The organism is Pseudodesulfovibrio hydrargyri (assembly GCF_001874525.1).
Taxonomy (GTDB): Bacteria; Desulfobacterota; Desulfovibrionia; order Desulfovibrionales; family Desulfovibrionaceae; genus Pseudodesulfovibrio; species Pseudodesulfovibrio hydrargyri.
Map to the genome: position 1 here is coordinate 1,465,287 of NZ_LKAQ01000004.1, position 26,573 is coordinate 1,491,859.

Sequence of the window (26,573 nt, forward strand, 5' to 3'; positions counted from 1 at the left end):
CGGCTACATGGGGAAGACGCTGTACGCCTGGCTGGAGAACATGCCGATGACGGCGTAGGCGCCGCCCATGAGGAAATCGCCGAGGATCAGGCCGATGAACAGGAACCGGACCTTGTTGTAAAGCCTAGTGCCGCCGTAGTGCAGGACCAGGTGGTTGCACAGCCAGCCCAGGAAGAACGGATACCACAGGATCTTCATGCCCGCCGAATAGGCCGCCAGATAGCCCAGGGGGTGCAGGGGCCACCAGGGCAGCTTGTAGTAGCAGTAGATGAGCACGAACATGACCAGCGCGCCGAAGCCCGCGTAGGTCAGCAGCCACTGGTTGGGCCCCACCGGCTGGTCGACCAGCCGCTGGGCGTTTTCAAAGTTGGCCAGCACGGTCTGGGTGGCCCAGTCCAGGCGCAGCTCGCGCAGCCCGTAGCGGTGGCCGAGGTAGAGCATGGTCGCGAACGCGGCGGCCAGGGCCAGGACCAGGGACAAGCCTATGGCCGCGAGCACCAGGCCGCGCCGGGCCGGGGCCGCGGACTCGCCTATCTTGGCCCCGTGGAACAGGGTCGGGGCCACGGCCTCGCGCACGTCCAGGAACAGGACTTTCTGCATGATCGCGGTGGCGGCCACGCCCGCCGAGCCGAGCACGCCCGTGCCGAACAGCCCCATGATCCCGTCGGACGGGGCCGCGGTCAGGGTGAAGTAGGGCAGGCCGCCCTGGCAGACCAGTCGGCTGATGACCAGCATGACCAGCATGAAGGCCACGGGCAGCAGGATGGCTCCGGCCCAGGGCAGGCCGAACCAGCGGCACCAGGCGATGAGGAAGAGCATGCCCAGGACCAGGCCGAGCAGCGGCCAGGCGGGCGGTCCCCATTCCTGGGGAGGCATGGCGCGGCCCGACCGGTTGATGGCCTCGCCGCCCTTGCAGACCGGCCGTGTCAGGCAGGACAGGGTCTCCTTGAGGTGGTGGCGGGCCAGCCAGACCAGGAAAATGAAGAACACGGCGTAGGAGCCGATGGTCTGCGCGCCCTCGGGCCGGGCCAGGTCGGGCCCGAGCGTGGTCCCGAGCGCGGCCTCGGGCAGCTGCCAGCCGAGCACGTAGAGCAGGCCGAAGAGCAGCCCGGCGGCCAGGTGGAAGAACCACATGGAAAAGGATATCTGCCGGGTGGTCAGGAAGGCGAAGCCCACGAAGGCCGGGATGAAATAGAGCTTCAGTTTGTAGAACCCGGAGAAGAGCCCGAACTTGGGGAAATAGGACCCGGCCAGGATCAGGGTCGGCAGCTGGGGTACGGACGGGTAGTAGAAGTGCAGGCCGTTGAGCAGGTGCAGGGCCCCGGTCAGGACCAGGCCGGTGAGCAGGAAGCGGTCGGTCCACCAGGAGGAGAATTGCCTCTGGTCCAGGGCCTCGCCCATGAGCATGGGCACGCGCAGCAGGGGGAAGTTGACCCGCTCGTTGACCACCCACTGGCGGCCGAACAGGGCGGTCAGGCAGATCATGACGAAATACGCGCCCAGGATGAACAGGGACCAGACGAGCAGCGGCGGCAGCCAGACCCCCCACGGGATGGACGAGAGGACCTGGAGCACGGACATGTCCCGGCCGCCCTTGAGCCCCTGGAAGAGCTGGCGCACGGCATCGGCCGAGTGCGGGAACCAGGAGTCGGGCAGCAGCGGGCCCAGGACCTCGGTCCAGCGGTAGGCGTCCTTGGCGTAGCGCTGGGGCGCGGTGATGTTGACGAAAAAGGTCTCGGTCAGCCCGGCGTAGCCGATGGCCGTGAACAGGGTCATCATCAGCCAGACGACCAGCAGCTCCACCCCGGACAGGACCGGCGGCCGCCTGGTCAGGCGCGCGGCGGCGGCGTCGAGGAGGAACAGCCAGGCCAGGATGAAGAACGGAGCCAGGGGGAAGTGCCCGCCGCCCAGCGGCACGCCGCCGAGGACCGCGTTGTTGTACGGGGTGTAGACGCACAGGACCAGGCCGAGGACGAGCCCGGTGGCCAGTGCGCGCAGCCTCAGTCGTCCGTTCATGCCCAGGCCTCCTCTGCTTCCTCGCGCTCCAGGCGCAGCCGTTCCTCTTCCAGGTCCTCGGCGTAGTGGTGCACGGCCTCCTCGTCCAGGGAGCGCCAGGCGAGCAGCTGCTTGCGCAGGTCGTTGATGAAATTGCGGTTGAGGTTCTCCCAGGCCGTGAGTTCGCCCGCCTCGCGGTCGATGAGCACCTTGATCTGCCTGAACCCCCTGTAGGTGTCCGACGGGCAGAAGACCAGCTTGACCTTCTGGCGCACGCCGAAGTCGAAGGGGGCCAGCCAGACGCGCAGGTCCATGGAGAAGCATAGGTCGTCGGTCAGGGGGATGTCCTGCCCCGCGCCGGAGGCCAGGCCCGAGGACGCTTCCTGCTCTTCCAGGTCCAGGAAGTTGCAGCGCATGTCGTCGGTGCAGAACGTCCCGTGGGACACGTCGTGGTGGGCCAGGTAGTATTGGCGCAGGAACCCGCCCGCGGACTTCATCTCGGCCATCTTGATCAGGAACGGCAGGATGACGGTCATGCGGTCGCCTTCGGCCTCGGGCATGGTCCAGGACTTGTTCACGTCCGGGATGGCGATGTTGGCCGCCACCCGCGCCGGGTAGATGGCCGAGACCAGGACCACGCCGATGACCAGGACCATGGCGGCCACGCCCGCGGTGGACGAGTAGTTGGCGGTCATGCCCGCCCACAGCGGCGTCCCGGCCAGGAAGGCGCTGGACGTCTGGGCCAGGACGTAGCCGACCACCACGGAGATGACCGCAAAGGCCAGGGATTCGGCGATGAACAGGAAGGCCACGTGCGGCGGGGCCAGCCCCACCGAGGTGTAGACCGCGATCTCGGGGCGGCGCTCGTAGACCGAACCGATCATGGTGTTGAGCACGATCAGGATGGAAATGGCCAGGGGGATCAGGATGTTGGCCACGCCCGAATAGTTGACCGCGTCCGAGGCGAAATAGAGGGAGGTCCCTTCGGACCCGCCCTTGAACAGGAGCAGGCCGAAACGGTCGCCCAGATCGTCGCTCACGCGGTGCCCGGCGTCCGGGTGCACGGCGATGCCCTTGAGCCGCCCGGCGGACAGGGCCAGCAGTTCCTCGGCCGGGATGACCACGGTTTCGAACCCGGGGATGTGCTGGTAGCGGGACTCGGTGGCCATGACGTCCTCGCCGTTCTCGATGGCCTCGGCCTCCACCTCGGAGAGCTGGGTGGCCGCCTGGTTGGGGAAGACGATGGGGGTCATGGGCTCGCCGTCCAGGTCCGGGTGGTCGCGCAGCCCCTCGTCGCCGAACACGCCGACCAGGGTCAGGGGCAGCCCCCAGAGAACGACCTTGTTCCGTTTCGGATCGTCCGGATCGGCCCCGATCCGCTCGGCCATGCGCTGGGGCAGCATGACGGCCATGCGCTCTCCCTCCCTGAACCAGCGTCCCTTGACCAGGATGCGGTCGAGCCCGCTGACCTGCGGCTCGCGCCAGGACAGGCCGATCAGGCCGCGCCCCTGGGCCTCCAGCCCGTCGCGGACCACCGGGATGAGCGGGGCGCGGGATTTGTCGGAAGTGAACCCGGTGTCGTACCAGACGCGCGGGGCCACGGCCCCGGTCCCGGCAAAGGCGTTGCGCATGACCGACAGGGCTTCCACCGGGATGTCCTGCCAGTTGAGGTACTTGACCATGAGCCCGTCGTAGGAGGCGTGGTCGTTGAACCGGGCCCATCCCGCTTGGCGCACGGACTTGACCGTGGTGAAGTTCATGATCGTGAAGGTCAGGATGACCAGCGTGGCGAAGGTCAGGAAGGTGCGCACCGGCCGCCGCTTCAGGTTGCCCACGCCGAGCACGAAGGCCGCGCCGAAGGCGGCCATGGGGCTGATGCCGGTCAGCTTGACGTGGGAGGAGCGCTTTTGCAGCTCGACCATCTCGCGCTCGAACCGGAAGAAGATGATCATCGAGACCAGCAGCGACAGGGCCAGGATGAAGAACGCCAGGATGACCACCAGCGGCGAATAGGTCAGCTGGAAGGCCGGGTGCACCAGGTAGATGATCCCGATGATCAGGACCAGGAAGCCGAGGAAGGCCCCGATCCGTTTTTTGATGTCCACGAACGAGAAGAAGAGCCGCTCCATGCAGTAGGCGAAGGGCACGAACAGGGCCACGTAGAAGAGCACTCCGAAGAGCACGTCGCGCTGGGTCTTGTCCACGTCGTTGTACACCCGGCTGGCCTTGGACAGGGAGGCGCGGGAGGCCTCGACGAACTTGTCCCACCGCCGGGCGTCCCGGTAGCGCACGGCGTCGGCCAGTTCCCGGTCGCCCGCCTTGCGCAGCAGGCGGATGCGGTCGTTGACGATGCCCTTGTCCTCGAGGTTGTCGATGCGCGGGCCGAGCAGGGCCCACATGTCGCGGGCCGCCCTGAATTCGGTCATGGGGATGACCGGCCATTTGCGGGCGATGTAGCCCAGCCCGTCGGGATGTTCCCCGTCCGCGTGGAGCAGCAGGACCTTCTTGTCCAGGACCGTGTCGGACAGGGTCAGCTTGACCGGGGTGTCCGGCTCGAGGAACAGGGTGCCCAGGGAGGACGAGCGGGTGTCCAGGCGGCTGTACCAGTAGCTCACGGGCGGGGCCTCGGTGCGGCCGTCGATGAGGGTCGGGCGGTACAGGTACTTGAAGGTCCGGGGGTCGAACATGTCGAACAGGGTGGTCTGGGTGCAGGCGAACAGGATCAGGTCCGTGGCCTGCACGGCCCGGGACAGCTTGACGCGGTAGGCGTCCTTGCCGGTTTTGGGCTTGTCGATGGCCCACTCGGCCAGGCCGGTCTCGTCGTTGAACCGGAAGGCCTCGATCACCGCCTTGTGGTAGCTGACCTTCTTGCCGGCCAGGCCGGGGATGCGGAAGTTGCCCTGGGTGTCGACCATGCCGTAGTTGCGCGTCTGCCACTGGAAGGCCAGGACGACCAGGCCGGTGCCCGGACGGTCCGGGAATATCTCGCCCTTGCGCAGGAGGTTGGCCCGTCCCTCCAGGGTGACGAAGTTGTTCTTGTCCCGCTTGCCCGCGTCCGCGATGGGCTGGTCGGTCAGGGCCGCGACCAGGGAGCGGACCAGCCGGAACTGGCGGGCCAGGAACTCGAAGTCCACGCGGCCGGGACGGTCGTAAGGGGTGCCCCAGGCCGGGCGCACGTCGTGGACCGTGGCCAGGGTGAAGCCGGGCAGCCCGGCCAGGGCCATGGGCTCGCCGCCCAACTCGGGCCGGTCGGGCAGATAGCTCTGCCAGGCGCGCTTGCCGGGCCTGAGCGTGTCGCGGAACAGCCTTGCCGTGGCCGGATCGGTCTGCTTCAGCCGTTCCACCGCGCCTTTCATGACCGTGTCCAGGGGCCGGAAGAAGCCGGTCCGGTTGACGTCGGGCTTGAGGTCCACGAGGAATCCCTGGCCGAATCCGCCCAGGCCGTCGCCGTGGGAGGAGAGGAACAGGGAGACGTGGGCCGCGATGCTGGTCTCGCCCAGGGCGTCGCGAACGGCCCGCGCCGAGGCGATGTCCCCGAGCTGGCCCGAACCGTCGGACAGCACCTGGGCGCGCAGCGTTTCGGCGGCGCGGAAGAACCGCCTGAGGACCACCCGTTCCTCGGGAGGCAGGGGATAGTCGTCCACCGTTGAGCTGATCCAGGTCAGCCGCTTCAGTCGAATGCGCTCGTCGGCCAGGGTCTGGATGCGCGTCTGGTCGGCTGTGCCCGTTTCGGCGCGCGCCCCTTCCGGCGGCCCGGCCAGCAGGCGTAGGCGCATGAGTTCGCCGGTGATGTCGTCCTCGCGGTTGCGGACCACGGCCTTGAGCGCCCGCTTGAGCAGGGCCGCGTCCGCCGGGTCGGCCAGGTTGGACGGGGAAAGGGGCTCGGGCGAACGCAGCAGGGTCAAAGCGCGTTCGGTGTCCTTGACCAGCCGCCTGAGCTCGTCGCGCCGCTCCTTGAGGTCCTTGCCCTTGGTCACCAGGGCCCAGGTGAATTCGCGCATGCCCGCCTGGGCCGAGGATTTGCCCGCCGTGGCCAGGAAGAGCACCGAGCGCTTGGGCCGGTGCGCGGCCAGGTCGGCGGCCAGGTCCATGAGCGCGGCCAGGGACGCGCCCTCGTCCGCGCCCGGGGAGTGGCCCTCCACCAGGGCGGTGGAGTCGTAGGGCGCCTCCACGATGACGGTCTGCGCGGCGAGCTCGGGGTCGGTCCCCGGGATGCGGCAGTAAATGTTCTCCAGCCGTTCGTTGCGCCACTTGCCCTTGGAGGTCAGGGAGACTTGGCCCAGTTCGCGTGGCCCGCCCGCTACAAGCTCCTCGCCGAACAGGGCCTCGGCCCGCTCGCGGGAAATCCAGAAGATGGGAAAGTCCACCGGGGTCAGCTCGAACTTGTCCTCGAAGCGGGCCCTCGGGGCCGCGCCGCCGTCGCCGCCCGCGCCCACGAAGACCAGGGCGCGCGCGCCGAGCATGGCCGCGTTGTTCCAGTTCTTGCCCGAGTCCATGTCCATGAGGACCACGGAGCCCTGGACCGGCAGGCCGTTGAAGCCGGCCACGCGCCCGTTTCCGGCGTAGAGCAGGGGGCCGTCGATGCCGGGCGGGGCCACGGCCCCGGGGGACAGGGCGTTGGCCCGCAGCTGGCGCAGGGGCTCCGCGTGCCCGGTGGCCGCGATTTTGAGGGCCGCGCCCTCCTGGACCTGCACGGGCAGGTGGAAGGACTGGCGGCCCATGGTTCCGTCCGGGAACAGCCGCTTGAATTCGTTCTCGACCATGTCCGCGGCCCGGGCCAGGCCCGGGCTGCCCGGCGAGCGGTCGCCCAGGGCGCTGAGCGAACGCAGGAGCGCCGCGCCGTCGGCCAGGGCCGGGCAGGCGGCCGCCAGGACCAGGCCAAGGGCCAGGACCACGGCCGCGGAAGCGGCGGAAGGATGCGGGCCGCGCCGGAGGATCATGGTCTACGCTCCGGGTTCCCTGTGGCCGGTCAGCTTTTCGCCGATGCCGCCGATGGAGATGTCCAGTTCCTCGCGCCGCTCAATGCGGTCCACCTGGCCGTCGCGCACCCAGACCACGCGGTCGGACACGTTGAGCATCTTGTAGTCGTGGGTGGCCGAGATGACCGTGACCCCGCGTTCCTGGGAGAGCATCTGCAACAATTCGATGATCTCCTCGCCCGTGGACAGGTCCAGATTGCCGGTGGGCTCGTCGGCCAGGACGATGGATGGGTCGTTGGCCAGAGAGCGGGCCACGGCCACGCGCTGCTGCTGGCCGCCGGACAGCTCCAGCGGCTTGTGCTGGAAGCGCTCGCCCAACCCGACCAGCTTGAGCAGTTCGATGCCCTTGTCCTGGGCGTCGTCCGCGTTCATGCCCGCGAACGTCATGGGCAGGGTGACGTTCTCCAGGGCGGTCATCACCGGGATGAGGTTGAAGGTCTGGAAGATGTAGCCGATCTTGCGGTTGCGCAACCAGGCCAGTTCGAAGGCGTCCAGCTGGGAGATGTCCACCTCGTCGATGAAGACCTTGCCTTCGGTGGGCTTGTCCAGGCCGCCGATCATGTTGAACAGGGTGGACTTGCCCGAGCCGGACGGCCCCATGATGGAGATGTATTCCCCGGCGAATATCTCGAGGTCCACGCCCTTGAGGGCCTCGAGCTCGACCTTGCCCATGGTGAAGGTCTTCTTCACGCCGATGACGCGGACGATGGTGCGTTTTTCGTCACTCATTCAAATATCCTCAATGTTCCGCCCGAATGGCCTTGATCGGGTCCATCCGCGCCGCCAGCCAGGCGGGGTAGAGCACGCCCAGCAGGCTCAGGCCGCAGCCCGCCAGGGTGGCCAGCCCCACGGAGCCGAGCAGGGAGACGGCCGGCAGGCTTGCCAGGGACGCGAAGCCGAAGCGCACGGCCCCGGTCAGCAGGGAAAACAGGCAGCCCAGGAGCGCGCCCGCGAACGCCCCGGCCAGCCCCTGCATGGCCGCTTCCATCAGAAACAGGCGCAGGATCATGGAATCCAGGGCGCCCAGGCATTTCATGACTCCGATCTCGGAGAACCGCTCGGTCACGGACATCAGCTGGGCGTTGACGATGCCCACGGTGCAGACCAGCAGGGACAGGATGACGATCCAGCGCTCCTTGGCCGACATGGCCACGGCCCCCTGGGCCATGTCCACGTCGTAGCCCGCCAGGGACAGGGCCCGGGCCGCCTCCCGGCCGCCGTGCAGGAGCATGCCCGTGGCGATGTCCAGGTTGACCAGCACGAAACTCAGGAACGAGACGGCCAGTACCAGGCTGGACACCGTGATCATGGAGCGAAAAAAACGGACCTTCAGGCTCTTGTAGCTGATCTCGAGAGACTTCGAGAACGGCAGCGAGATGAGTCGTTCCGGTTTGTTCATGGACTTCCTTTCAGTTCGAACGTGCTGGATTCGTTCATTCTCATCATATCGATTCGGGCTGTCGGAAACAAGTGAAAACAGGAATCACTATACGGATATCACACATCCGTCGAAAAGGGGCCCGGCTCGCAGCGGTTAGTGCGCCACGCCCTTGATCACGACCAGGGTCAGGTCGTCCTCGCGCCCATCGGGCCCGGAGAATTCGACCACCCGTCCGCTGACGGCCGACAAAATCTCCCGCGCGCTCCCGTCCCGGTTGTCCCGGATGATCCGGCGCAACCGCTCGCGGCCGAACATGCTCCCGTCCGGGCCGCGCGCCTCCCATATTCCGTCCGTGGTGACGCACAGGATCCGGCCCGGCCCGGGCAGTTCCATGGACTGTTCGTGGTAGTCCCAGCCGGGCTCCACGCCGAGCGGAATATCCACGCCCTTGAGCTCGCTGAAAGAGTCCGTGGCCGGGTCGTACAGCTGCGCGGGCTGCTGGCCCGCGTTGACCCAGGTGAGGGTTCCCTCGGCCGGGTCCGCGACCATGAAGAACAGGGTCATGAACCGCCCGGTGTCGCCGATGTCGCGGCTCAGGTGCAGGTTGGCCCGGCGGATGCTCTCGGCGGCCGGGCCCGGCGTGGCCGCGTTCTGGCGGATGACGGCCCGGCCCGCGGTCATGAGCAGGGCCGCGCCGATGCCGTGGCCCGAGACGTCGCCCACGGCCACGGCCAGCCTGCCGCAGTTGTCCGGGTCGCATTCGATGAAGTCGAAGAAGTCGCCGCCGGTCTCGTCCGAGAACAGGCTTGCGCCCGCGATGTCCAGGCCGGGCATGGCCGGGGCCTCCTTGGGCAGGAAGTGCTGCTGGACCTCCTGGGCGATGCGCAGCCCCTCGCGCATGCGCACGCCCTCCCGCAGCCGGTCGATCATGGTGTTGGTGTGCCCGGCGATGACCCCCATCTCGTCGGACGTGGTCACGGGCACGCGCCGGGACAGGTCGCCCCGGCTGACGTTTTCCAGGACCCCGGTCTGGGTGTCCAGGACCATGCGCATGTTCCGGGCGTAGGAGACCACCAGGTTGACGAGCATGACCATGAGAAAGCCCATGACGAAGAGGATCTCCACCAGGACAGAGCGGCCGATCATGTCCAGGGTCTCGAGGTTCAGGTCCTGGGTGGCCAGCCAGCCGATGTCGCGGATGATGACCAGCAGGATGATGACCGTGCTCAGGATCATGACGAGCACGGCCACCACGGAGAATTTGCGGGTCATGGAGATGAGCCGGGAGGGCGGGGCGTAGCTGGCGTCGCCCGCCAGGGCGTTGCGGATGACCCGGCGCTCGCGGGCCAAGCCCAGGTCCAGCCCGGCGAAGAGCCCCACGGTGAAGAGACCCAGGACCAGCTTGAGGCCGCTGTCCTGGAGCGGGTAATGGTAGACGACGAAGAGGATGATTCCGGCCGCGACCCCGGCGGCGACGAACAGGCAGAGTTCCATTTGCAGCTGGCGCAGGGGGCGGCGCAACGGGCGGGCCCGCTCGACCATCCGGCGTTGGACGTAGGGCCGCACGCCCCAGGCCGCGGTCATGGGGATCAAAATGACCAATCCGAGCTCCCAGACCGGGAGCCAGGCCATGAACGGTCAGACCTGTCCGCCGTACACCGCGCCGCCGGCCACGGCCAGCGCGTAGTACAGGAACGGTCGCCATGCGGGCATGGCCGGTTCTGTTCGCATCCACCCTTCCCTGTTTGTCGCCTATTCCTTTGCCAATCGGCCTGATCTTGTTTAATCATAAGTGGTGAACACAGCGCGGACAAGCGTAAAAAAAACAAACGTAGGCGATAAATATGAGAAGAGCATGTTTCCTGCTTCTGGCCCTGGCGGCCCTCTTCGCGACGCCCGCCCTGGCCGCCGAGGGGTTCCCCACCTCCCTGGCCGGGTTCACCCTGGGCGATTCGGTGGAGCACTACGAGGACTATTGCCGCGAGGGGGAGGCCATCCCGGTGTCGGACGCGCCGTTTTTGTCCGAGTCCCTGATCAAGGCCGAGAACCTGCCGGGCGTGCGCGGCGGCAGTCTGGCCTTCGGCAACTGCGTGGGCGGCGACCGGCTGGTGCGCATCAAGCTCAAGTTCAACGACCACGGCCAGGGGCTGTTCAACCGGCTCTACGACCGCTACGAGGCGGATTTCGGCAAGCCGGACAAGTACCTGGGCGACACCTTCAAGAACGTCATCGCCTGGGAGTGGCGTTTCACGGACGGCAAGGGCGGGCGCATCTCGCTGGTGCTCATGTGGAGCCGCGACAAGGAAATCCGGCCCGGCGTGTCCATCAAGATGACCGACGAGTCTCTGATGGACGAGGAATACAAGTGCTACAAGGCCAAGCACGATGGGACCAAGGGCAAGATGGGCATGACCAGAATCGGTTCCCTGGACGCCTACGTGCCCCACTAGCATGGCCGATTTCGCCTGGAACGGCATCGGGCTGGCCGCGCCTTCCGGCTGGGAGCCCTCGGCCATCGAGCGCGACGGGCTCTTCCTGGCGGACGGTCTCGGCCCGGTCTGCGAATTGAAGTGGAACCGCGTGCAGGGCTCCTTCTCCTTTGACAAGCATCTCAGGAAACTGACCAAGGGCAACAAAGGGGCCGTGGTCCGCGCGGCGGACGCGGCCGAGATCCCGGAGGCCTGGGCGCGGGCCGTGGACCGGCTGGCCGAGTCCGGCTTACGGGCCAAAAGCTTTCTATGGAAGGCCGACGGGAGCCGGGGGCTGGGCGCGGCCCTGCACCATCCCGGCACCGGGCTGGCCTGCCTGATCCAGTTTTTCATCCGGGGCGAAGAGGACGAGCCCAGGGCCGCCGGTGTCCTGGCCACCCTGCGCGACCACACCGGGGGCAAGACCGTGCCGTGGGCCATGTTCGGTCTGGCCGCGCGGGTGCCCGCCGACTTCGCGCTGGACACCTTTTCGTTTAGGCCCGGCCACTACCGGGTGGCCTGGTGGCGGCCCGCCTCGGGCAAACGCGGCGGGCGCGCGGACACGGGCAAGGGGCCGGGCACGCATCTCGATTTCGAACGCTTCGCCCCGGCCTCGGTCCTGCTCAAGGGGACCACTCTGGAGGCGTGGTGCCGCGAAAGGCTGGCCCACGCGCCGCCCACGCTCGCGGCCATGGACAACGGCCCGGGCCGGGTCGATTGGCGGGGAACCGCCAGGACCTCGCTGTTGCGCAAGGCCCTGCGCCGGGAGATCAAGACCTGCGGCCGGGCCTGGACCCCGGACGAAGGCAACGCCGTGCTGGCGGTCACGGCCGAGGGCGTCGCGCCCCTAGCCGATTCCACGTTCAACGACATCTGCGGGAGCTTCACCCTTGTTCCGGAAGAAACGGCCTGAGCCGACCATATCCCGCGCCGAGGCCCTGCGCATGGTCCCGATGCGCAACGAGGCCGTGGCCGTCACCGAGCTGCCGGAGGGCCTGGTCCGGCTCGCCTATCCCCTGGCCGTCAAGCCGTGGTTCGGCCGGTTGGCCGACAAGGTCGGCCTGTGGGACGGCAGCCCCATGACCAAGACCGTGGAGCTCGACGAGATGGGCACATTCGTCTGGCGCCATATCGACGGCGAGCGGTCCGTGCGCGACATCGCCGAGGCGTTCGCCGAGACGTACCAGGTCCAGCCCCGGGAGTCGGAACTGGCGGTGACCGCGTTCATCAAGACGATCGGGCAGCGCGGAATAATCGGTCTGAAATAGAGCGGATTCCGAAGACGGGCCATCCGCCGGAATCAGGAATCCTTCAGGGGCGCGGGCAGTATCTCCACCTTCATCTCGGTGGCCGCCGCCTTGAGGAAGACGCGCATCTCGCGGGCCAGGTGCGGGCTGTAGCGGAGCAGGAGAATCCCCTTGAACTTGTTGACCACGGTGAACACGCCGAGGTTGTCGTAGCCTTCCAGCAGGAAGCGGAAGAGCCCGATGTCGCTCGGGTCGATGCGCACGTAGGTCCGCCCGGACCACTGCGGGGGAGGGGGGCAGACCCTTTTCCGGGGCCTGCGGCGGGACGGGGATGCCATGGAGGCTGTCTAGCCTCCACCGGATGAAAAGGCAAATGGGTTTTCGGGGGCCTTCTTTATCCTTTCAAAGCGAGCCGCAGGCCTACGAGGTCAAGTCCGCCTTGGCCAGGACCTCGATCAGCCGCCGGAGCATGTCCATGTCGTATGCGCTGCGCATGGACTTGATCCTTGCCAGGGCCTCGAACGGGGTCAACTTGCGGCCTTCCCGGCCGCGCGTCAGGGTGTCGTACTCGTTGCACAAAATGAGCGCCTTGACGTAGGAGGGCAGCATGTTGCCGGTGGACCCGGACGGGTAGCCCAGGCCGTCCTCGCGCTCGTGGTGGAAGAGGATGCACTGCAGCGTTTCCTGGGGCAGGGGCAGGGCCGAGCACACGCCCACGCCCAGGGCCGGATGGGACTTGACCAGGTCCCTGTCCGCCCGGCTCAGGGTATCGAATTTCTTGTTGAATATATCCTGGGGCAGCTCCAGCTTGCCGATGTCGTGGAGGATGGCCCCCATGCCCACGGCCACCAGCAGGTCCGAGTCCTCCTTCATGAACGAGCACAGGGTGGTCACTGTCAGGACCATGACCCCGATGCCGTGCTGGAATATCTCCTCGCCCTCGCGGATGAACCGGGAGAGTTCCTTGAGGGCGTCGTCCCGGGACAGGAAGCGCAACGAGTCGGCGATGAGCGAGCGGATGCGCTGGAAGCGGCGCTTGTCCACGGGCTTGGGCAGGGAGCGGTCGAACGCCTCGCGGGCCAGGGACACGGTGGCGTCGCTCCATATCCGGGCGCGCTCGCCCACCGGAATGGCCTCGTCGTCCATGAGATCGAGAATGTTTTCCTGCACGTAGCGGGTGAAATGGACGTAGTCCGCGGCCCGGACGTAGAGGTGGTCCACACCGAGCAGGCCGAGGCGCTGCTTGTGCTCGTCGGTGAACAGCTCGCCCTTTTCCGCGTACAGGACGAGCTTGCCGCCCTGTTTCAGGTACAGGGAAAAGCCGCCCACGCGGGAGGGGATGACCATGTAGGGCGAGACCTTGACCATGCCCTGGCCGTTGCCGTTGTTGGCTTTATGTTCGCCGTTTCCGGCGGAAGGGGTGTTGCCCATGCGTTCTCCTTGGGGAAGCCGTGGTCGGGCGAGGGGCGCGGGGTGTCGGAAGGAGCGTCGGCAACCCGGCTGCCTGCGTGAGGCCCGTGGCTTTCCGTCCCCGTCTCGCGACGGGTTTGGCAGTCTCTCTTAATTAGGGCCTATACGCGCTGCGTTGGGGGCTGTAAAGCTTCTGCAAAAGGGCGTCCGCGTACAGAGGAATCAGCCCAGGGAGCGGAGCAACCGGTAGACCTTGTTGGTGTGGTCCACGGCCTGGTTGCGCACGTACTGGCCCGTGAAGTCGAACTCGACCTCCGGGACGTTCACCAGGGACAGGACCACGTCGAATTCCATGGACTCGATCCGCTCGATGGCCGCGCAGGTGGCGTCCGGAGAGGCGAACAGCTCCTCGTCCCGGCTTTGGACGAATTCCAGGGTCTGCTCCATCCGTTCGATGATGTCGGACGGCACGGCCGTTTGGCGGCTGAACTCGGGCAGGGAGGCGGAGATGTCCCGGACCGTGCGGGCATGGAGCCGTTCGTCGTCCATGATGGCCGACAGAAGTTCGGCCGCCTCCGGGCTGTCCGGGCAGCGCTCCCGCAGCTCCGCGTAAAAGCCGAGGGCCGCGTCTTCCAGCCGCGCCACGAGATCGAGCAGCGCGCCGAGGGTGTTGGGTTCTGACATGGTGGACATATTGTCCGGGAAGCGGCGGCGCGTCAACCAGGGACGCGACTTTCGCCCCGGCCTCGATTGTTTCCTTCTTGGCGCTTGCCTTGCTTCCAGGAATGGTTACTCTCCCCCGATGAACACGACCGACTCCAAATCCATTCATATAGAAGGCGCCCGTCACCACAACCTCAAGGACCTGACCCTGGACATCCCCCGCGAAAAGCTGGTGGTGGTCTGCGGCCCGTCCGGGTCGGGCAAGTCCACGCTGGCGTTCGACATCGTCTATGCCGAGGGCCAGCGCCGCTACGTTGAATCGCTTTCCGCCTACGCGCGCCAGTTCCTGCCCCAGATGGACAAGCCGGACGTGGACAAGGTCGAGGGGCTCTCTCCGGCCATTTCCCTGGAGCAGCAGACCGCCACGCGCAACCCGCGCTCCACGGTGGGCACCGTGACCGAGGTCTACGACTTCCTGCGCGTGTTCTTCGCCCGGCTGGGCAAGTTCTACTGTCCGTCCTGCGGCAAGCCCATCGAGGCCCAGACCACGGACGAGATCGTTCAGACCGTCCTGGCCATGGAGCAGGGCACCAAGTTCATGCTCCTGGCCCCGCTGGTCGAGCACCAGAAGGGCACGCACAAGGACCTCTTCGCCAAGCTCAAGAAGGACGGCTTTGTGCGCGTGCGCGTGGGCGGCGAGCTGTACTCCCTGGACGAGGTGCCCGAGCTCGAGAAGAACAAGAAGCACACCATCGACCTGGTGGTGGACCGGCTGGTCATCAAGGACGGCATCAAGAAGCGGCTGGCCGACTCCGTGGAACTGGCCCTGGAAAAGGGCGACGAGCGCATGATCGTCTCGGTGGTCGGCGGCGACAACCCGGGCGACACCTTCATGTCCACCCTGTCCACCTGCCCGTCGTGCAAGATATCCATGCCGCGCCTGACCCCGCAGCTCTTTTCCTTCAACTCGCCCCAGGGGGCCTGCCCGACCTGCAACGGCATCGGTTCCGTGGAGTATTTCGAGCCCGACCTGATCGCGCCCAACAAGGGGTTGTCCCTCAACGAGGGCGGCGTGATCCCCTGGAACAACGCCACCCGCCAGCGCCAGTACGGGCCGCAGCTCAAGAAGCTCGGCCAGCGGCACGATTTCACCCTGGACACGCCCCTGGACCGGTTTTCGGACAAGGCCTGGGAGGCGCTCTTCTTCGGCGACCGGACCACGGGCTGGCCCGGCGTGGTGCCCATCCTGGAATACGGCCGCGAGCAGGCGGGCGTCTGGGACCACTGGACCGCCCGGTTCCAGCAGTCCAAACCATGTCCGTCCTGCGAAGGCGCGCGCCTCAAGCCCGAGGCCCTGGCCGTGCGCGTGGCCGACAAGAACATGGTCGAGTTCACCTCCATGTCCATCCAGCGCGCCCTGGAATGGCTCGAGGGCCTCGAATTCTCCGGCCACGACACGCTCATCTCCGAGCCGCTCCTCAAGGAGCTGACCCACCGCCTCGGGTTCATGGTCAACGTGGGGTTGGAATATCTGTCGCTGGGCCGGAACATGGCCACGCTCTCGGGCGGCGAGGCCCAGCGCATCCGCCTGGCCTCCCAGCTGGGCTCCGGCCTGGTCGGCGTGACCTACGTGCTCGACGAGCCGTCCATCGGCCTGCACCCGCGCGACAACCAGCGCCTGATCGACACCCTGCGCTCGCTGCAAAGGCGCGGCAACACCGTGCTCGTGGTCGAGCACGACGAGCCGACCATACGCGAGGCGGACCACGTCATCGAGATCGGTCCGTCCTCGGGCTGGCTCGGCGGCGAGATCGTCTTTCAGGGCCCGGTGGACCAGCTGCTCAAGGCCGATTCCCTGACCGGCAAGTACCTGCGCGGCGACCTGTTCATCGCTCCGCCTAAGACCCGTCGCAAACCCACGGGGCACATATCCCTCAAGAAGGTCCAGACCAACAACCTCAAGGACCTGGACGTGGACATCCCGCTCGGGGTCATGACCTGCGTGACCGGCGTGTCCGGCTCGGGCAAGTCGTCCCTGGTCATGGATTCCCTGTACAAGCACCTGCTCCTGCGCCAGGGCCAGAAGGCCAACGACCCCGGCAAGATCGGCGGCATCCAGGGGATCGACAAGATCGAGAAGGTCATCTCCATCGACCAGTCGCCCATCGGCCGCACCCCGCGCTCCAACCCGGCCACCTACACCAAGATATTCGACGAGATCCGCAAGATATTCGCCGGGGCCAAGGAGTCGCGCACGCGCGGCTACCAGCCGGGCCGGTTCTCCTTCAACGTCAAGGGCGGGCGCTGCGAGGCGTGCAAGGGCGACGGCCAGATCCGCGTCGAGATGCACTTTCTGCCCGACGTCTACGTGACCTGCGAAACCTGCAAGGGCAAGCGCTACAACGCCCAGACGCTGGAGGTCGAATACCGGGGCAAGAACATCGCCGACGTGCTCAACATGACCGTGCGCCAGGCGAGAGAGTTCTTCGCCAACCACCCGGCGCTCATGCGCAAGCTCGACGTGCTCGCCGACGTGGGGCTGGAATACGTCCGCCTCGGCCAGCCCGCCACCACCCTGTCCGGCGGCGAGGCCCAGCGCATCAAGATATCCCGCGAGTTGGGCAAGCGCTCCCTGCCCGGCGCGCTCTACATCCTGGACGAGCCCACCACCGGCCTGCACATGCACGAGGTAGGCAAACTCATCCGCGTGCTGCACCAGCTCGTGGACAAGAACGCCACGGTTATCGTCATCGAACACAACACCGACGTGATCATGGCCTCGGACCACGTCATCGACCTCGGCCCGGGCGGCGGCGAACACGGCGGCCGGATCGTGGCCTCCGGCACCCCCGAGGAGATCATCGCCAACCCCGAGTCGGTGACCGGCAAGTTCCTGGTGTAGGCTTCTTGTCGGACTGTTCTGCAACAGAAAACGGCCGCTCGCCCGGGAAGGGGGAGCGGCCGTTCTGCTTGAGTCGGTTGTATCGGGCGGCCGAGAGGGCTATTTGGATTCGGCGATCAAGCCCATGGACTCCTTGAGTTCCTTGACCACTTCCTCGGCGGCGTCCTCGAAAACGGTTTTCCAGGCCCCGACGGTAAAAGCGCCGCCGCCGTCAACGGTGTTCCTTGTCTTGATACTGCCTATGGTCTGTTGTTCCGGGTCCAGTACAGCGCTTGAGACCTCGACCTTGGTCGAGCCCACTCCGGGCATGAGCCAGCGGCCGAAAGCGTTGCCCGGCTCGTATCCCGTGACCGTGGGTTTGACGGCAAAGCTTCCCACGGAATTTTCCGCGTACAGGTTTTCCTCCCGCAGCTTGAGGATAAGCGCGTCGGTCATGGCCTTCCCTATGTCGATGGATTCCTCCTTTTCATCGAAGGTAAAGCCCGTGTCATCCTCTGCGGGCTCAACGCGGTATTTGGCGGAGGCAGGGATGGCCGTTTTCCCGGCCGAAAACTCCATGTCATGGCGATGCGTTCCGCACGCGCCGAGCAGAACGGCCAAGAGCAAGAGCGGGAGAAACTTCTTCATGAGAACTCCTGAGTTGGTTGGGAAATGGCGGGAAACGACTTCGAATAGGAAAGCCTTTTTCATAATTCTTAATATTAATCAAGACAGACGAGGCGGTGTCCAAATGAGCATTTGTTCCATATGATGCGGTCTTGCGGCACCGCAGCGCCACGGGCATCCCGGGCCGGCATGGCTTTCCGGCAAGGAAAAGCGGGACCGGCGGCTCCTTCTTTTCTTTTTCGGGAAACAAGTCTATATGTTCCGGCTCATCAACCCAAGCAGGAAGTTACCCCATGTTCATTCTCCATCTGACGTATGTGAAGCCCCTCTCCGAGATCGACCGGCTCATTCCGCCGCATGTCGAATATCTTGAAAAGCACTACGCCGCCGGGACGTTCCTGTTTTCCGGGAGGCGGGAGCCGCGCACGGGCGGGGTGATCATCGCCCGGGCCGGGTCGCGGGCCGAGGTGGAGGAGATTATCCAAGAGGACCCGTTCCTTATAGAGGGCGTGGCCGAGTACGAGATCGTGGAGTTCGTGCCGACCAAGACCGCGCCGGACTTAGGCGGCTACAAGGAATCGTAGGTCTTTTCCTACAGCGAACAGCGGGTGCGGCGGTTCGTCCTTCGGGATGGGCCGCCGCACTGTCTTGTCGGCCCGGCAGTGACGCTAGCGCCAGTAAATCCGCGTCTTGCGGCGGCCGAACTCGCGGGCCGCGCGGACGTCCCGGCCGAGGTAGATGTCGATGCGCCGCCGGTAGCGCCGGTTCATCTTGTCCAGGACCAGGTAGGGGCCGTCGAAGCCCTCGATCCAGACCTCGGTCCGGTTGTCCAGGCCGAGTTTTATCAGGTCGCGGGAGACCGCGATGGCCTTCATGCCGGGCTTGAGGCGATTGTTCCAGGCCGCGCGGTGCGGGTTGCCGTCGGTCTGGGCGCGGGTGGAGTTGTAGGCCGTGACCGTGACCTCCAGGCTGTTCCAGAAGGCCACCCGGTTGGGCTGGCTCATGGCGTAGCCGAGCAGGATGAGCAGGCAGGCGGCGAGCAGGGGGATGAGGACGCGCTTCATTGGCTTCTGTGTACCCGGACCCGGGCGATTGGGCAAGCCGGGCGGTCTTTGGCCGCGGACGGCAGCGGGAGGCGGCTTCCCTTTCCCGATTCGGCGGATTTGTGTTATGGTCCATGGCAATGAGAACCGTCCTGTTCCATAGGCCGCGTTTCGGGTCCGTGGCCCGTTTCGTCCTGTTCGCCGTCGCGGCGTGGTGCCTGTCGTCCGTGGCGCCGGGTCTTGCGCGCGGGCCGTACCGCATCGGCTACACCCCGAGCGCCCGGATTCACGTGGAGGCCAGGGACAGGCTGGAGGCGGCCTACGAGCGGGCCGGATTGGCGGTGGAGTTCGTGCCCCTGCCGCAGAAGCGGTCCCTGGTCCAGGCCGTGGACGGGGTCATCGACGGCGACGTCGGGCGCATCCCCGGCCTGGAAAGGAAGTTCCCCACCCTGGTGCGGGTGGACGTCAAGCTCTTGGACCTGGTCGGGGTGGCCTACGTGGTCAAGGGACAGCGGATGGGGGACTACCGGCCGGAATTGCTCGCGACCCTGCGGGCCGGGGCGGTGCGCGGCGTGCTCTGGGCCGAGAAGGTCATGGACGGGCACCGTCTGGAGCAGGTCAACAACTACGAGACCCTGTTCGGGATGCTCCTGGAGGGACGCATCGATCTGGCCCTGGCGAGCCGGCTCAGCGCCGAGGACGTCTTCCGCGCCGACAGGGCGCGCTACGCCCGGATTCGCGGACTGGACCCGCCCGTGTATCACGTGCCTTTCTACCACTACGTCAACATTGCGTGCGCGGACATCGTGCCGAGACTGGAAAAGGCCCTGCGCGAACTGCGCGCCGAGGGCCACTGGCGGGAGGATGACGGGAACTGACCGGCGCCGCGCACGGGCATCGCCAGGAACCCTTTGCCCGGTCCGGCGGATTCGTGGTACGGAATGCGGCAATGAGGTCCGTCCCGCACACCACGCCCCGTTTCGGCGCCATGACCGGATTCGTCCTGTCCGTCGCCGCCGTGGCCGCACTGTGCCTGGCGTTCGCGCTGTCGTGTCCGGCCCGGAGTCCGTACCGCATCGGCTACAATCCCGGCGCGCTGGTTTCCGTGGAGGCCAAAAATCGCTTGGCGGCGGTCTACGAACGGGCCGGGCTGCCGGTGGAGTTTGTGCCCATGCCCGAGAAGCGCTCGTTGTATCTGGCGGCGGAAGGGGCGCTGGACGGGGACGCCGGGCGCGTCGCCGGTCTGGAAAGCCGTTTCCCTGCCATGGTCCGGGTGAACGTCAAGCTCATGGATTTTTGCGGCGCGGCCTACGTGCTCGCGGGGCGGGATGATGTCGGCGGGTACCGCGAAGGGATGCTCAAGGGCATGAAGGTGGGCTCCCTGTACGGGATCGTCTGGGCCGACAAGATCATGAAGGGGCGTTTTCTGGAACAGGTCACGTCGTACGACGCCCTGTTCAGCATGCTCCTGGAGGGGCGCATCGACATCGTCCTGTGCAGCCGGAGCGGCGCGGAGAAAGCCATCGCCGCCCACCCCGGGCGGTATGGCGGCATCCGCCAGCTGGAGCCGCTCGTGTACCGGGAGCCGTTCTACCACTATCTCCACAGGAACAACGCGGACATCGTGCCGCGGTTGGAAAAGGCCCTGCGCGAACTGCACGCCGAGGAGCACTGGCGCGAGCTGGACGGCAATTAGCTAGCGGGACCGGCAATAATCCGCGAACAGCCGGAGCAGGGAGGCTGATTGCGGCGTGTCGCGCACCGTGTCCCGGATGGCGGCCACGTCGCGGCCCGCCGCTTCGAGGTCGGCCTCGCGGCGGCGGATGTATTCGCGGATGGCGGGCGCGTCGAACTCGGGGTGGAACTGCACGCCCCAGGCGGATTCGCCCACGCGGAAGGCCTGGTGCGGGTCGTGGGAGCCCGTGGCCACCAGCGTCGCGCCCTCGGGCAGCTTCAGCGCGGTCTGGGAGTGGGTCACATGGCCCGGGAAGACCTCGGGCAGCCCGCGAAACAGCGGGTCGTCCGCGGAGGCGCGGGTGCGGGTGATGTCCGCCGTGCCGATCTCCACCCCGCTCGGGTGGTAGTCGGCCCGGCCGCCCAGGGCGTCGGCCATGAGCTGGTGCCCGAAACAGATCCCCAGCACGGGCAGCCCGGCCCGGACCGCCCGGCGCACCCAGGCCGCCGCGTCCGTGATCCAGGGGAGCGCGTCCGTGACCATGTCGTGGGAGCCGGTGATCACCGCGCCCGCGTAGCCCGCCGGATCGGGCGGGAATTCCCCGGCCTGCGCGTTGACGCACTCCCACGAGCCGTCCGCAAGGGCCATGCCCCGCGCTGTCCAGTCCTCGAAATCACCGCGCTCGGCCGCGTAGTCGGCGAAGGTGCCGCCCACTTTCACAATCAGGAATTTATGCATTTTTGTCCTACGAAAATGTAGTTAATTGGCTATGCTAGAGTAATGATGTCCCAACCCGGATAGGGTGTCAATATCGCCTGTTCCGGCCGCCCAGGTCCGTGTCCAGGGTTGAACAGGCGCGCGGGTTTGGGCTACGCTGGGCCAGACCAATACAGGGAGCCGACCATGAAACCGATGCATATACGTCCACGCCCGTCGCGGCGGGAATTTCTCAGGGCCGGGGCAATGACCGTGGCCGCGGCCGGGCTGGCCGGGTGCGCCAAGAATCCGGTCACCGGCCAGAGCCAGTTCATGCTGGTCAGCGAGGAGCAGGAGATCAAGATGGACAAGGAGGCCTCGCCCCAGCAATTGTCCAACGACTACGGAACCACCCTGGACACCTCGCTGAACAAGTACGTGTCCGGCGTGGGACGGTCCCTGGCGGACGTCTCCCACCGGCCGCAGATGCCCTACAACTTCCACGTGGTCAACGCCAACTACGTCAACGCCTACGCCTTTCCCGGCGGGACCGTGGCCTGCACGCGCGGCATCCTGCTCAACGTGGACAACGAGGCCGAGATGGCCGCGCTGCTCGGCCACGAGATCGGCCACGTCAACGCGCGGCACACGGCCTCGCGCATGAGCTCGCAGATGGTCATCGGCGGGCTGAGCACCTTGGGCGGGGCGGCCATCGGGGCCAAGTACGGAGGTGCCTGGGGCACGGTGGCGGGCGGCCTGGGAGGTCTCGGGGCCGGGCTGCTCCTGGCCTCCTACAGCCGCGACGACGAGCGCCAGGCCGACGCCCTGGGCCTGGAATACATGACCCGCGCCGACTACAACCCCGAAGGCATGGTCGGGCTCATGGAGATGCTCAACGAGCAGCACTCGCGCGAGCCGAGCGCCATCGAGGTCATGTTCGCCACCCACCCCATGAGTTCCGAGCGGCTGGCCACGGCCCGCCAGGCCGTGAACAAGAAGTATTACGGGGCCAAGAAATACGCCTTCTACCGCGAGCGCTACATGGACAACACCGTGGACCTGCGCAAGCTCGGCCCGGCCATCCGGGACATGCAGGACGCGGAAAAGCTCGGCGGCGAGAAGAAGTACACCGAGGCCGAGGACAAGATGGGCCGGGCCCTGAAGCTGGCCCCCAACGACTATACCGGCCTGTTGCTTATGTCCAAGATCCTGATCACCCAGGAAAAATACGGCGCTGCCCTGCCCTATGCCGAGCACGCCAGCGAGGTCTACCCCGGCGAACCCCAGGCCAGCCAGGTGGCCGGCGTGCTCCAGCTCAAGGCCAAACAGTACGACAAGGCCCTGGCCAGCTTCGAGGCCTACGACAAGGCCCTGCCCGGCAACCCCTACGTGGGCTTCTACAAGGGATACGCCCAGGAAGGCCTGGACCATCGGCGAGAAGCGGCTGATTTGTATTATAAATTCCTGCAGAAGGTGAACAAGGGCGATCAGGCTCAACACGCATACAACCGCTTGGTTGAGTGGGGGTATGTGCGGTAGGCGGGGCGTGTTGGTTTTCTCCATCGGGGTTGCCGTCCCCTCTTGCTCAGAGGCTTTGGAAACAATGAGCCCTGCCGCCGGACGGTTGGTTGTCCGGCGGCAGGGCTTTTTTTCGTGGCAGTCGGATTCTACCGGGCTCCGGCTTCGAGGAACGCGAACGGTTTCGCCGGGGTGCCCAGCCGGGCGGCGTCGCCGGAAAACGGTTTGCCGTCGACCAGCAGGACGGAGCCTTGGGTCAGGCTGATTTTTTGCGTCGGGGCCTTGGGCGAGAAGTCGATCTCGGCCAGGGGAATCCAGACGAGGTAGGGGCTGCGCGGCGACTCGAAGTAGTAGACCTTGTTTTTCTGGTCCGAGACCGCGCGCCATTGCGTCGAGCTGATGTTGGGCTGGCCCGGCGTGGTGATGCCCAGGGGCACGGACACGTTGCGGATCACGCCGAACGCGCTGGCCAGCGCTTCGTTGATGTCGGCGGTTTGCGGGATCGCCTTGATGTAGAAGGAGGCCCGGACGAAGCGGTCGCTCGCCCGGTTGGTGCCGGGGAGCATGGTGGTCCCGCCGATGGCGTCCCAGTAGGCGGTCAGGGCGAGCTGCTGGTCGTAGGTGGGCGAGTTGGTCATGACCTGGCACCGGCGGCCGTGATGGATGACCAGGCGGCCGTCGAGGTATTCGAATATGGCCGAATCGCCGCTCGGGTCGGTGATCGACAGGTGCGCGGTCCCGGCGTGCCCGTCCGGGGTGCCGGGCGCGGCGATGTAGAACGCCGCCTTGCGCAGTTCCTCCACCGCCTCGGTCACGGTGGCGAAGCTGTCCAGGACGTATTGGCCCCAGGCCGCCAGGGACAGGGCCTTCTTGCCGGGGACCGGCTTTCCGTAATCGGATTCGGCCAGATAGAGGACGTTGGCCACCAGGCCGGCCTCGTTCATGCCGTCGATGGTGGTCAGGTCCCAGCCGGCCACGGTCACGCTGCCGTATTTCGACGTCCAGCGAAGGGAGTCGGCACCGGCGGCGCCGTCCCGTTCGATCCCCCGGGGATAGATCCAGAGGTTCGAGTGCTGCGAGCCCACCCAATCGTTCGAGCGGGTCGTTATGACGATGTTTCCGGGGCCGAGATAGGTGGCCCGGCTGCAGGCGGACGCCGCGCGCGGATGGGCCAGCAGAATCACTGCGAAGACCGCCAGCGCCGCCAACAGACCGAATGCGGGCAGGTTACTTGCCGTCAGAGTCATGGTATCAGCTCCTTGTTTGTCACAGTGCCGCATGGCTGCGGACTCTCGCATCCGGTGATCCGCATTCCCCGGGGCGGCGTCAGCCGCCGCACTTGGTGTAGGCGCAGGACTTGCACATGTGGCAGCCTTCCTCGAAGACCAGGGGCTCGCCGCATTCGGGGCAGAGCTCACGGTTGAGGGAGGCCACTTCGCCGTCCACGTGATCGCCGCTCAGGTAGCGGGACTCGAACACGTAGGCGATGGCGTCCGGGATGGACTTGACCAGGTGCTTTTTCATGAATTTCGGGTTTTCGCCGCCGATGCCCTTGAGCTGCTGGACGATCTCTCGGACTTCCACGCCGGAGCGCAGGGCCAGGGAGACCAGGCGGCCTATGGCCTCGGCCTTGGCCGTGATGGATCCGCCGGACTTGCCGATGGTGGCGAAGACCTCGAACGGCTTGTTGTTGACCTCGTTGACGGTCAGGAAGAGCATGCCCAGGCCGGTGGGAATCTTCTGGGTGAAGCCGTAGATGACGTCCGGACGGTCCTTGACGATGGACTTGCCCTTGGCGGCCTCCTCCTTTTTCTTTTCGGCGTCGCCGGTGCACAGGACCTGGGAGGTCTTGGATCCGTCGCGGTACACGGTCACGCCCTTGCAGCCGTACTCGTAGGCCTTCCAGTAGATGTCCCAGATGTCTTCCTTGGTCGCGGAACCCGGCAGGTTGACGGTCTTGGAGACCGCGTTGTCCGTGTACTTCTGGAAGGCGGCCTGCATCTTGAGGTGCCAGATGGGCTCCACGTCCATGGAGGTCACGAAGACCGAGCGCAGGTGCTCGGGCAGGTGGTCCATCTTCTTGATGGACCCGACCTTGGCGATCTCCTCCATGAGTTTGCCGGAAAAGGCGTCGGCATCCTTGAGGGCGGCCTCGAAATACGGGTTGGTCTCGACCAGCTTGTCGTTGTCCATGACGTTGCGCACGAAGCTGAGAGCGAAGAGCGGCTCCACGCCGGACGAGCAGCCCGCGATGATGGACAGGGTGCCGGTGGGCGCGATGGTCGTGGTCGTGGCGTTGCGGTACGGGCCCAGGTTGGCCGCGCCGAAGGTGGACTCGGGGTAGGTCGTGAACTGGCCGCGCTCGGCCGCCAGCTGCTTGGAGGCGCTGCGGGCCTCGGCCTGGACGAACTTCATGACCCGTTCGGCCATGTCCACGGCGGTCTGGGAGTTGTAGGGGATGTTCAGCTGGTAGAGCAGGTCGGCCCAGCCCATGACGCCCAGGCCGATCTTGCGGTTCTTGCGCACCGTGTCGGAGATCTGGGGCAGGGGGTAGACCGAGGCGTCGATGACGTTGTCCAGGAAGCGCACGGACAGGTGGATGATCCGCTTGAGTTCGTCCCAGTCGATCTCGGAGTCCTTGCCGTTCTTGCCCTTGGCAAAGCACAGGCCGAGGTTGATGGAGCCCAGGTTGCAGGCCTCGTAGGGCAGCAGGGGTTGTTCGCCGCACGGGTTGGTGGACTCGATCTCGCCCATCGCCGGGGTCGGGTTGTCGCGGTTGATGCGGTCCAGGAAGACGATGCCGGGATCGCCGGACTCCCAGGCCTTCTGGACCAGGATGTTGAAGACCTCGCGGGCGTTGAGCGTGCCCACGGCCTTGCCGGTGTTGGGCGCGATGAGCTCGAAGTCCGCCTTGTCGTGCACGGCCTGCATGAAGGCCTCGGTCAGGCCCACGGACAGGTTGAAGTTGTTCAGGTCGCCGTCACGCTCCTTGGCCTTGATGAACTCCATGATGTCCGGGTGGTCGATGCGCAGGATGCCCATGTTGGCCCCGCGCCGGGTGCCGCCCTGCTTGATCTGCTCGGTGGCGCAGTTGAAGATCTTGAGGAAGGACAGGGGGCCCGAGGCCACACCGCCGGTGGAGCCGACCACCGAGTCCTTGGCCCGCAGGCGGGAGAAGGCGAAGCCCGTGCCGCCGCCGGACTTGTGGATCATGGCCGCGTGTTTGACCGCGTCGAAGATGCCCTCGATGTCGTCCTCCACGGGCAGGACGAAGCAGGCGGCCAGCTGGCCGAGATCGGTGCCCGCGTTCATCAGGGTGGGGGAGTTGGGCAGGAAACGGTAGGAGGTCATCAGGTCGTAGAAATCCCGGGCCAGCTTGGCGGGCTTGGTGGTGGATTTTTCGTACTTTGCCTCTTCCTTCGCAATGGCCGAGGCCACCCTCCAGAACAGCTCCTTGACCGTCTCGTAGACCACCCCGTCGAGGTCCTTGCGCTGGTATCTGCGCTGCAAAACTATCTTTGCGTTTTCATTGACGATCGGGTCCGGAAGATTGGCGGGCATTTTGAGTTCTGGCATGAGTAGACCTTTGTAACTGATTAAAATACTTAAAAATTATTGATGGTCGCACCGGCGATGAATACTGGCGCTAGAGAATGTCTAGACTACAGAAACCGCCCTGAAAACGCCAGCCAAAATTCGGTTGGACGAACGAAAAACCGGGAACCCGCATGGTCCGTGAGTTCCCGGCCCAGGTGCTCATATGAGAATCAATACTATTTCAAAATTGTCTTGTCGGAGGGGACGATTTTGTCGCCGGTAGGGGCGGATGCGGCCAGGATTTTCTTCTCCGGGTTGGCGGTCTCGCGGTCATGGCCGTGTCGTGAGCCCCGGGACGGATCAGGGCCTCCGGCAACTTTTTTCCCCATAGGGGAAAAACGCGATTTACCTCCGTTTTTTTTTAGTCTATTGGCAAACCAGCGGTGCTGTACA

Annotated in this window: 21 protein-coding genes and 1 riboswitch; of the genes, 8 read left to right on the top strand and 13 right to left on the bottom strand. The window is 66.1% G+C overall.

What is annotated here, in order from left to right:
- Window positions 1-3: 3 nt before the first annotated feature.
- The 5 genes from BerOc1_RS11240 to BerOc1_RS11260 all read right to left on the bottom strand — a co-directional run bounded on the left by BerOc1_RS11240 (window position 4) and on the right by BerOc1_RS11260 (window position 9,987).
- Window positions 4-2,016: a DUF6785 family protein gene (locus tag BerOc1_RS11240; protein ID WP_071545792.1), complete on the bottom strand. Its 2,013-nt coding sequence runs from the start codon at window positions 2,014-2,016 to the stop codon at window positions 4-6.
- The gene (locus BerOc1_RS11245; RefSeq protein ID WP_129586524.1) at window positions 2,013-6,935 is read right to left on the bottom strand and encodes an FtsX-like permease family protein; all 4,923 of its coding nucleotides are present in this window, start codon (window positions 6,933-6,935) and stop codon (window positions 2,013-2,015) included. Before BerOc1_RS11245 ends, BerOc1_RS11240 begins: the two co-directional genes overlap by 4 nt.
- A gap of 3 nt (window positions 6,936-6,938) precedes the next feature.
- Window positions 6,939-7,703 carry an ABC transporter ATP-binding protein gene (locus BerOc1_RS11250; protein ID WP_071545793.1) on the bottom strand — a complete coding sequence of 255 codons (765 nt, stop codon included), beginning with the start codon at window positions 7,701-7,703 and terminating at the stop codon, window positions 6,939-6,941.
- Between the two features lie 10 nt (window positions 7,704-7,713).
- Window positions 7,714-8,373, bottom strand: a complete 660-nt coding sequence (locus BerOc1_RS11255) for an ABC transporter permease (RefSeq protein ID WP_071545794.1) — start codon at window positions 8,371-8,373, stop codon at window positions 7,714-7,716.
- 135 nt (window positions 8,374-8,508) lie between these two features.
- Window positions 8,509-9,987 carry a PP2C family protein-serine/threonine phosphatase gene (locus tag BerOc1_RS11260; RefSeq protein ID WP_242652963.1) on the bottom strand — a complete coding sequence of 493 codons (1,479 nt, stop codon included), beginning with the start codon at window positions 9,985-9,987 and terminating at the stop codon, window positions 8,509-8,511.
- Between the two features lie 212 nt (window positions 9,988-10,199).
- On the opposite strand from BerOc1_RS11260, the gene BerOc1_RS11265 reads away from it, so the two are divergent.
- The 3 genes from BerOc1_RS11265 to BerOc1_RS11275 are packed head-to-tail and all read left to right on the top strand — an operon-like array spanning window position 10,200 to window position 12,091.
- The gene (locus BerOc1_RS11265; protein WP_071545795.1) at window positions 10,200-10,805 is read left to right on the top strand and encodes a hypothetical protein; all 606 of its coding nucleotides are present in this window, start codon (window positions 10,200-10,202) and stop codon (window positions 10,803-10,805) included.
- A gap of 1 nt (window position 10,806) precedes the next feature.
- The gene (locus BerOc1_RS11270; protein WP_071545796.1) at window positions 10,807-11,736 is read left to right on the top strand and encodes a hypothetical protein; all 930 of its coding nucleotides are present in this window, start codon (window positions 10,807-10,809) and stop codon (window positions 11,734-11,736) included.
- Window positions 11,714-12,091, top strand: coding sequence for a PqqD family protein (locus tag BerOc1_RS11275; RefSeq protein WP_084641414.1), 378 nt, complete (start codon window positions 11,714-11,716; stop codon window positions 12,089-12,091). Before BerOc1_RS11270 ends, BerOc1_RS11275 begins: the two co-directional genes overlap by 23 nt.
- Window positions 12,092-12,123: 32 nt before the next feature.
- Here BerOc1_RS11275 and BerOc1_RS11280 read toward each other — a convergent pair whose 3' ends face one another.
- The 3 genes from BerOc1_RS11280 to BerOc1_RS11290 form a co-directional block, all read right to left on the bottom strand.
- Complete coding sequence (locus BerOc1_RS11280; RefSeq protein WP_071545797.1) at window positions 12,124-12,408, bottom strand: DUF4911 domain-containing protein; 285 nt, start codon at window positions 12,406-12,408, stop codon at window positions 12,124-12,126.
- An 82-nt stretch (window positions 12,409-12,490) separates the two neighbouring features.
- The gene (locus BerOc1_RS11285; protein WP_084641417.1) at window positions 12,491-13,501 is read right to left on the bottom strand and encodes an HD-GYP domain-containing protein; all 1,011 of its coding nucleotides are present in this window, start codon (window positions 13,499-13,501) and stop codon (window positions 12,491-12,493) included.
- Window positions 13,502-13,557: 56 nt separating this feature from the next.
- A riboswitch (cyclic di-GMP riboswitch) is annotated at window positions 13,558-13,632 on the bottom strand.
- Window positions 13,633-13,702: 70 nt separating this feature from the next.
- Window positions 13,703-14,173 carry a ferritin family protein gene (locus BerOc1_RS11290; protein WP_165610815.1) on the bottom strand — a complete coding sequence of 157 codons (471 nt, stop codon included), beginning with the start codon at window positions 14,171-14,173 and terminating at the stop codon, window positions 13,703-13,705.
- 109 nt (window positions 14,174-14,282) lie between these two features.
- Here BerOc1_RS11290 and uvrA point away from each other — a divergent pair, with 109 nt between their 5' ends.
- Window positions 14,283-17,045, top strand: a complete 2,763-nt coding sequence (gene uvrA, locus BerOc1_RS11295; protein WP_071545799.1) for an excinuclease ABC subunit UvrA — start codon at window positions 14,283-14,285, stop codon at window positions 17,043-17,045.
- Window positions 17,046-17,144: 99 nt separating this feature from the next.
- Here uvrA and BerOc1_RS11300 read toward each other — a convergent pair whose 3' ends face one another.
- Window positions 17,145-17,672 (bottom strand): DUF4410 domain-containing protein, encoded by a 528-nt coding sequence (locus BerOc1_RS11300; protein ID WP_071545800.1) that lies wholly within the window; start codon window positions 17,670-17,672, stop codon window positions 17,145-17,147.
- 272 nt (window positions 17,673-17,944) lie between these two features.
- Here BerOc1_RS11300 and BerOc1_RS11305 point away from each other — a divergent pair, with 272 nt between their 5' ends.
- Window positions 17,945-18,235, top strand: a complete 291-nt coding sequence (locus BerOc1_RS11305; RefSeq protein ID WP_071545801.1) for a YciI family protein — start codon at window positions 17,945-17,947, stop codon at window positions 18,233-18,235.
- A gap of 84 nt (window positions 18,236-18,319) precedes the next feature.
- Here the strand turns inward: BerOc1_RS11305 and BerOc1_RS11310 are convergent, their stop codons facing one another.
- The gene (locus BerOc1_RS11310) at window positions 18,320-18,715 is read right to left on the bottom strand and encodes an RlpA-like double-psi beta-barrel domain-containing protein (protein ID WP_071545802.1); all 396 of its coding nucleotides are present in this window, start codon (window positions 18,713-18,715) and stop codon (window positions 18,320-18,322) included.
- A 113-nt stretch (window positions 18,716-18,828) separates the two neighbouring features.
- Here BerOc1_RS11310 and BerOc1_RS11315 point away from each other — a divergent pair, with 113 nt between their 5' ends.
- Together BerOc1_RS11315 and BerOc1_RS11320 are read left to right on the top strand one after the other, a co-directional pair.
- The gene (locus BerOc1_RS11315; RefSeq protein WP_129586526.1) at window positions 18,829-19,572 is read left to right on the top strand and encodes a substrate-binding periplasmic protein; all 744 of its coding nucleotides are present in this window, start codon (window positions 18,829-18,831) and stop codon (window positions 19,570-19,572) included.
- Window positions 19,573-19,643: 71 nt separating this feature from the next.
- On the top strand, window positions 19,644-20,390 hold the full coding sequence (locus BerOc1_RS11320; protein WP_071545804.1) for a substrate-binding periplasmic protein: 747 nt from the start codon (window positions 19,644-19,646) through the stop codon (window positions 20,388-20,390).
- Here the strand turns inward: BerOc1_RS11320 and BerOc1_RS11325 are convergent, their stop codons facing one another.
- A complete protein-coding gene (locus tag BerOc1_RS11325) occupies window positions 20,391-21,107 on the bottom strand; it encodes a glutamine amidotransferase (RefSeq protein WP_071545805.1) in 717 nt (238 codons plus the stop codon).
- 165 nt (window positions 21,108-21,272) lie between these two features.
- Here BerOc1_RS11325 and BerOc1_RS11330 point away from each other — a divergent pair, with 165 nt between their 5' ends.
- On the top strand, window positions 21,273-22,604 hold the full coding sequence (locus tag BerOc1_RS11330) for a M48 family metalloprotease (protein ID WP_071545806.1): 1,332 nt from the start codon (window positions 21,273-21,275) through the stop codon (window positions 22,602-22,604).
- Window positions 22,605-22,732: 128 nt separating this feature from the next.
- Here the strand turns inward: BerOc1_RS11330 and BerOc1_RS11335 are convergent, their stop codons facing one another.
- Both BerOc1_RS11335 and BerOc1_RS11340 read right to left on the bottom strand, forming a co-directional pair.
- Window positions 22,733-23,830 carry a linear amide C-N hydrolase gene (locus BerOc1_RS11335; RefSeq protein WP_084641423.1) on the bottom strand — a complete coding sequence of 366 codons (1,098 nt, stop codon included), beginning with the start codon at window positions 23,828-23,830 and terminating at the stop codon, window positions 22,733-22,735.
- 79 nt (window positions 23,831-23,909) lie between these two features.
- Window positions 23,910-26,159, bottom strand: a complete 2,250-nt coding sequence (locus tag BerOc1_RS11340) for a vitamin B12-dependent ribonucleotide reductase (RefSeq protein WP_071545807.1) — start codon at window positions 26,157-26,159, stop codon at window positions 23,910-23,912.
- Between the last annotated feature and the right edge of the window lie 414 nt (window positions 26,160-26,573).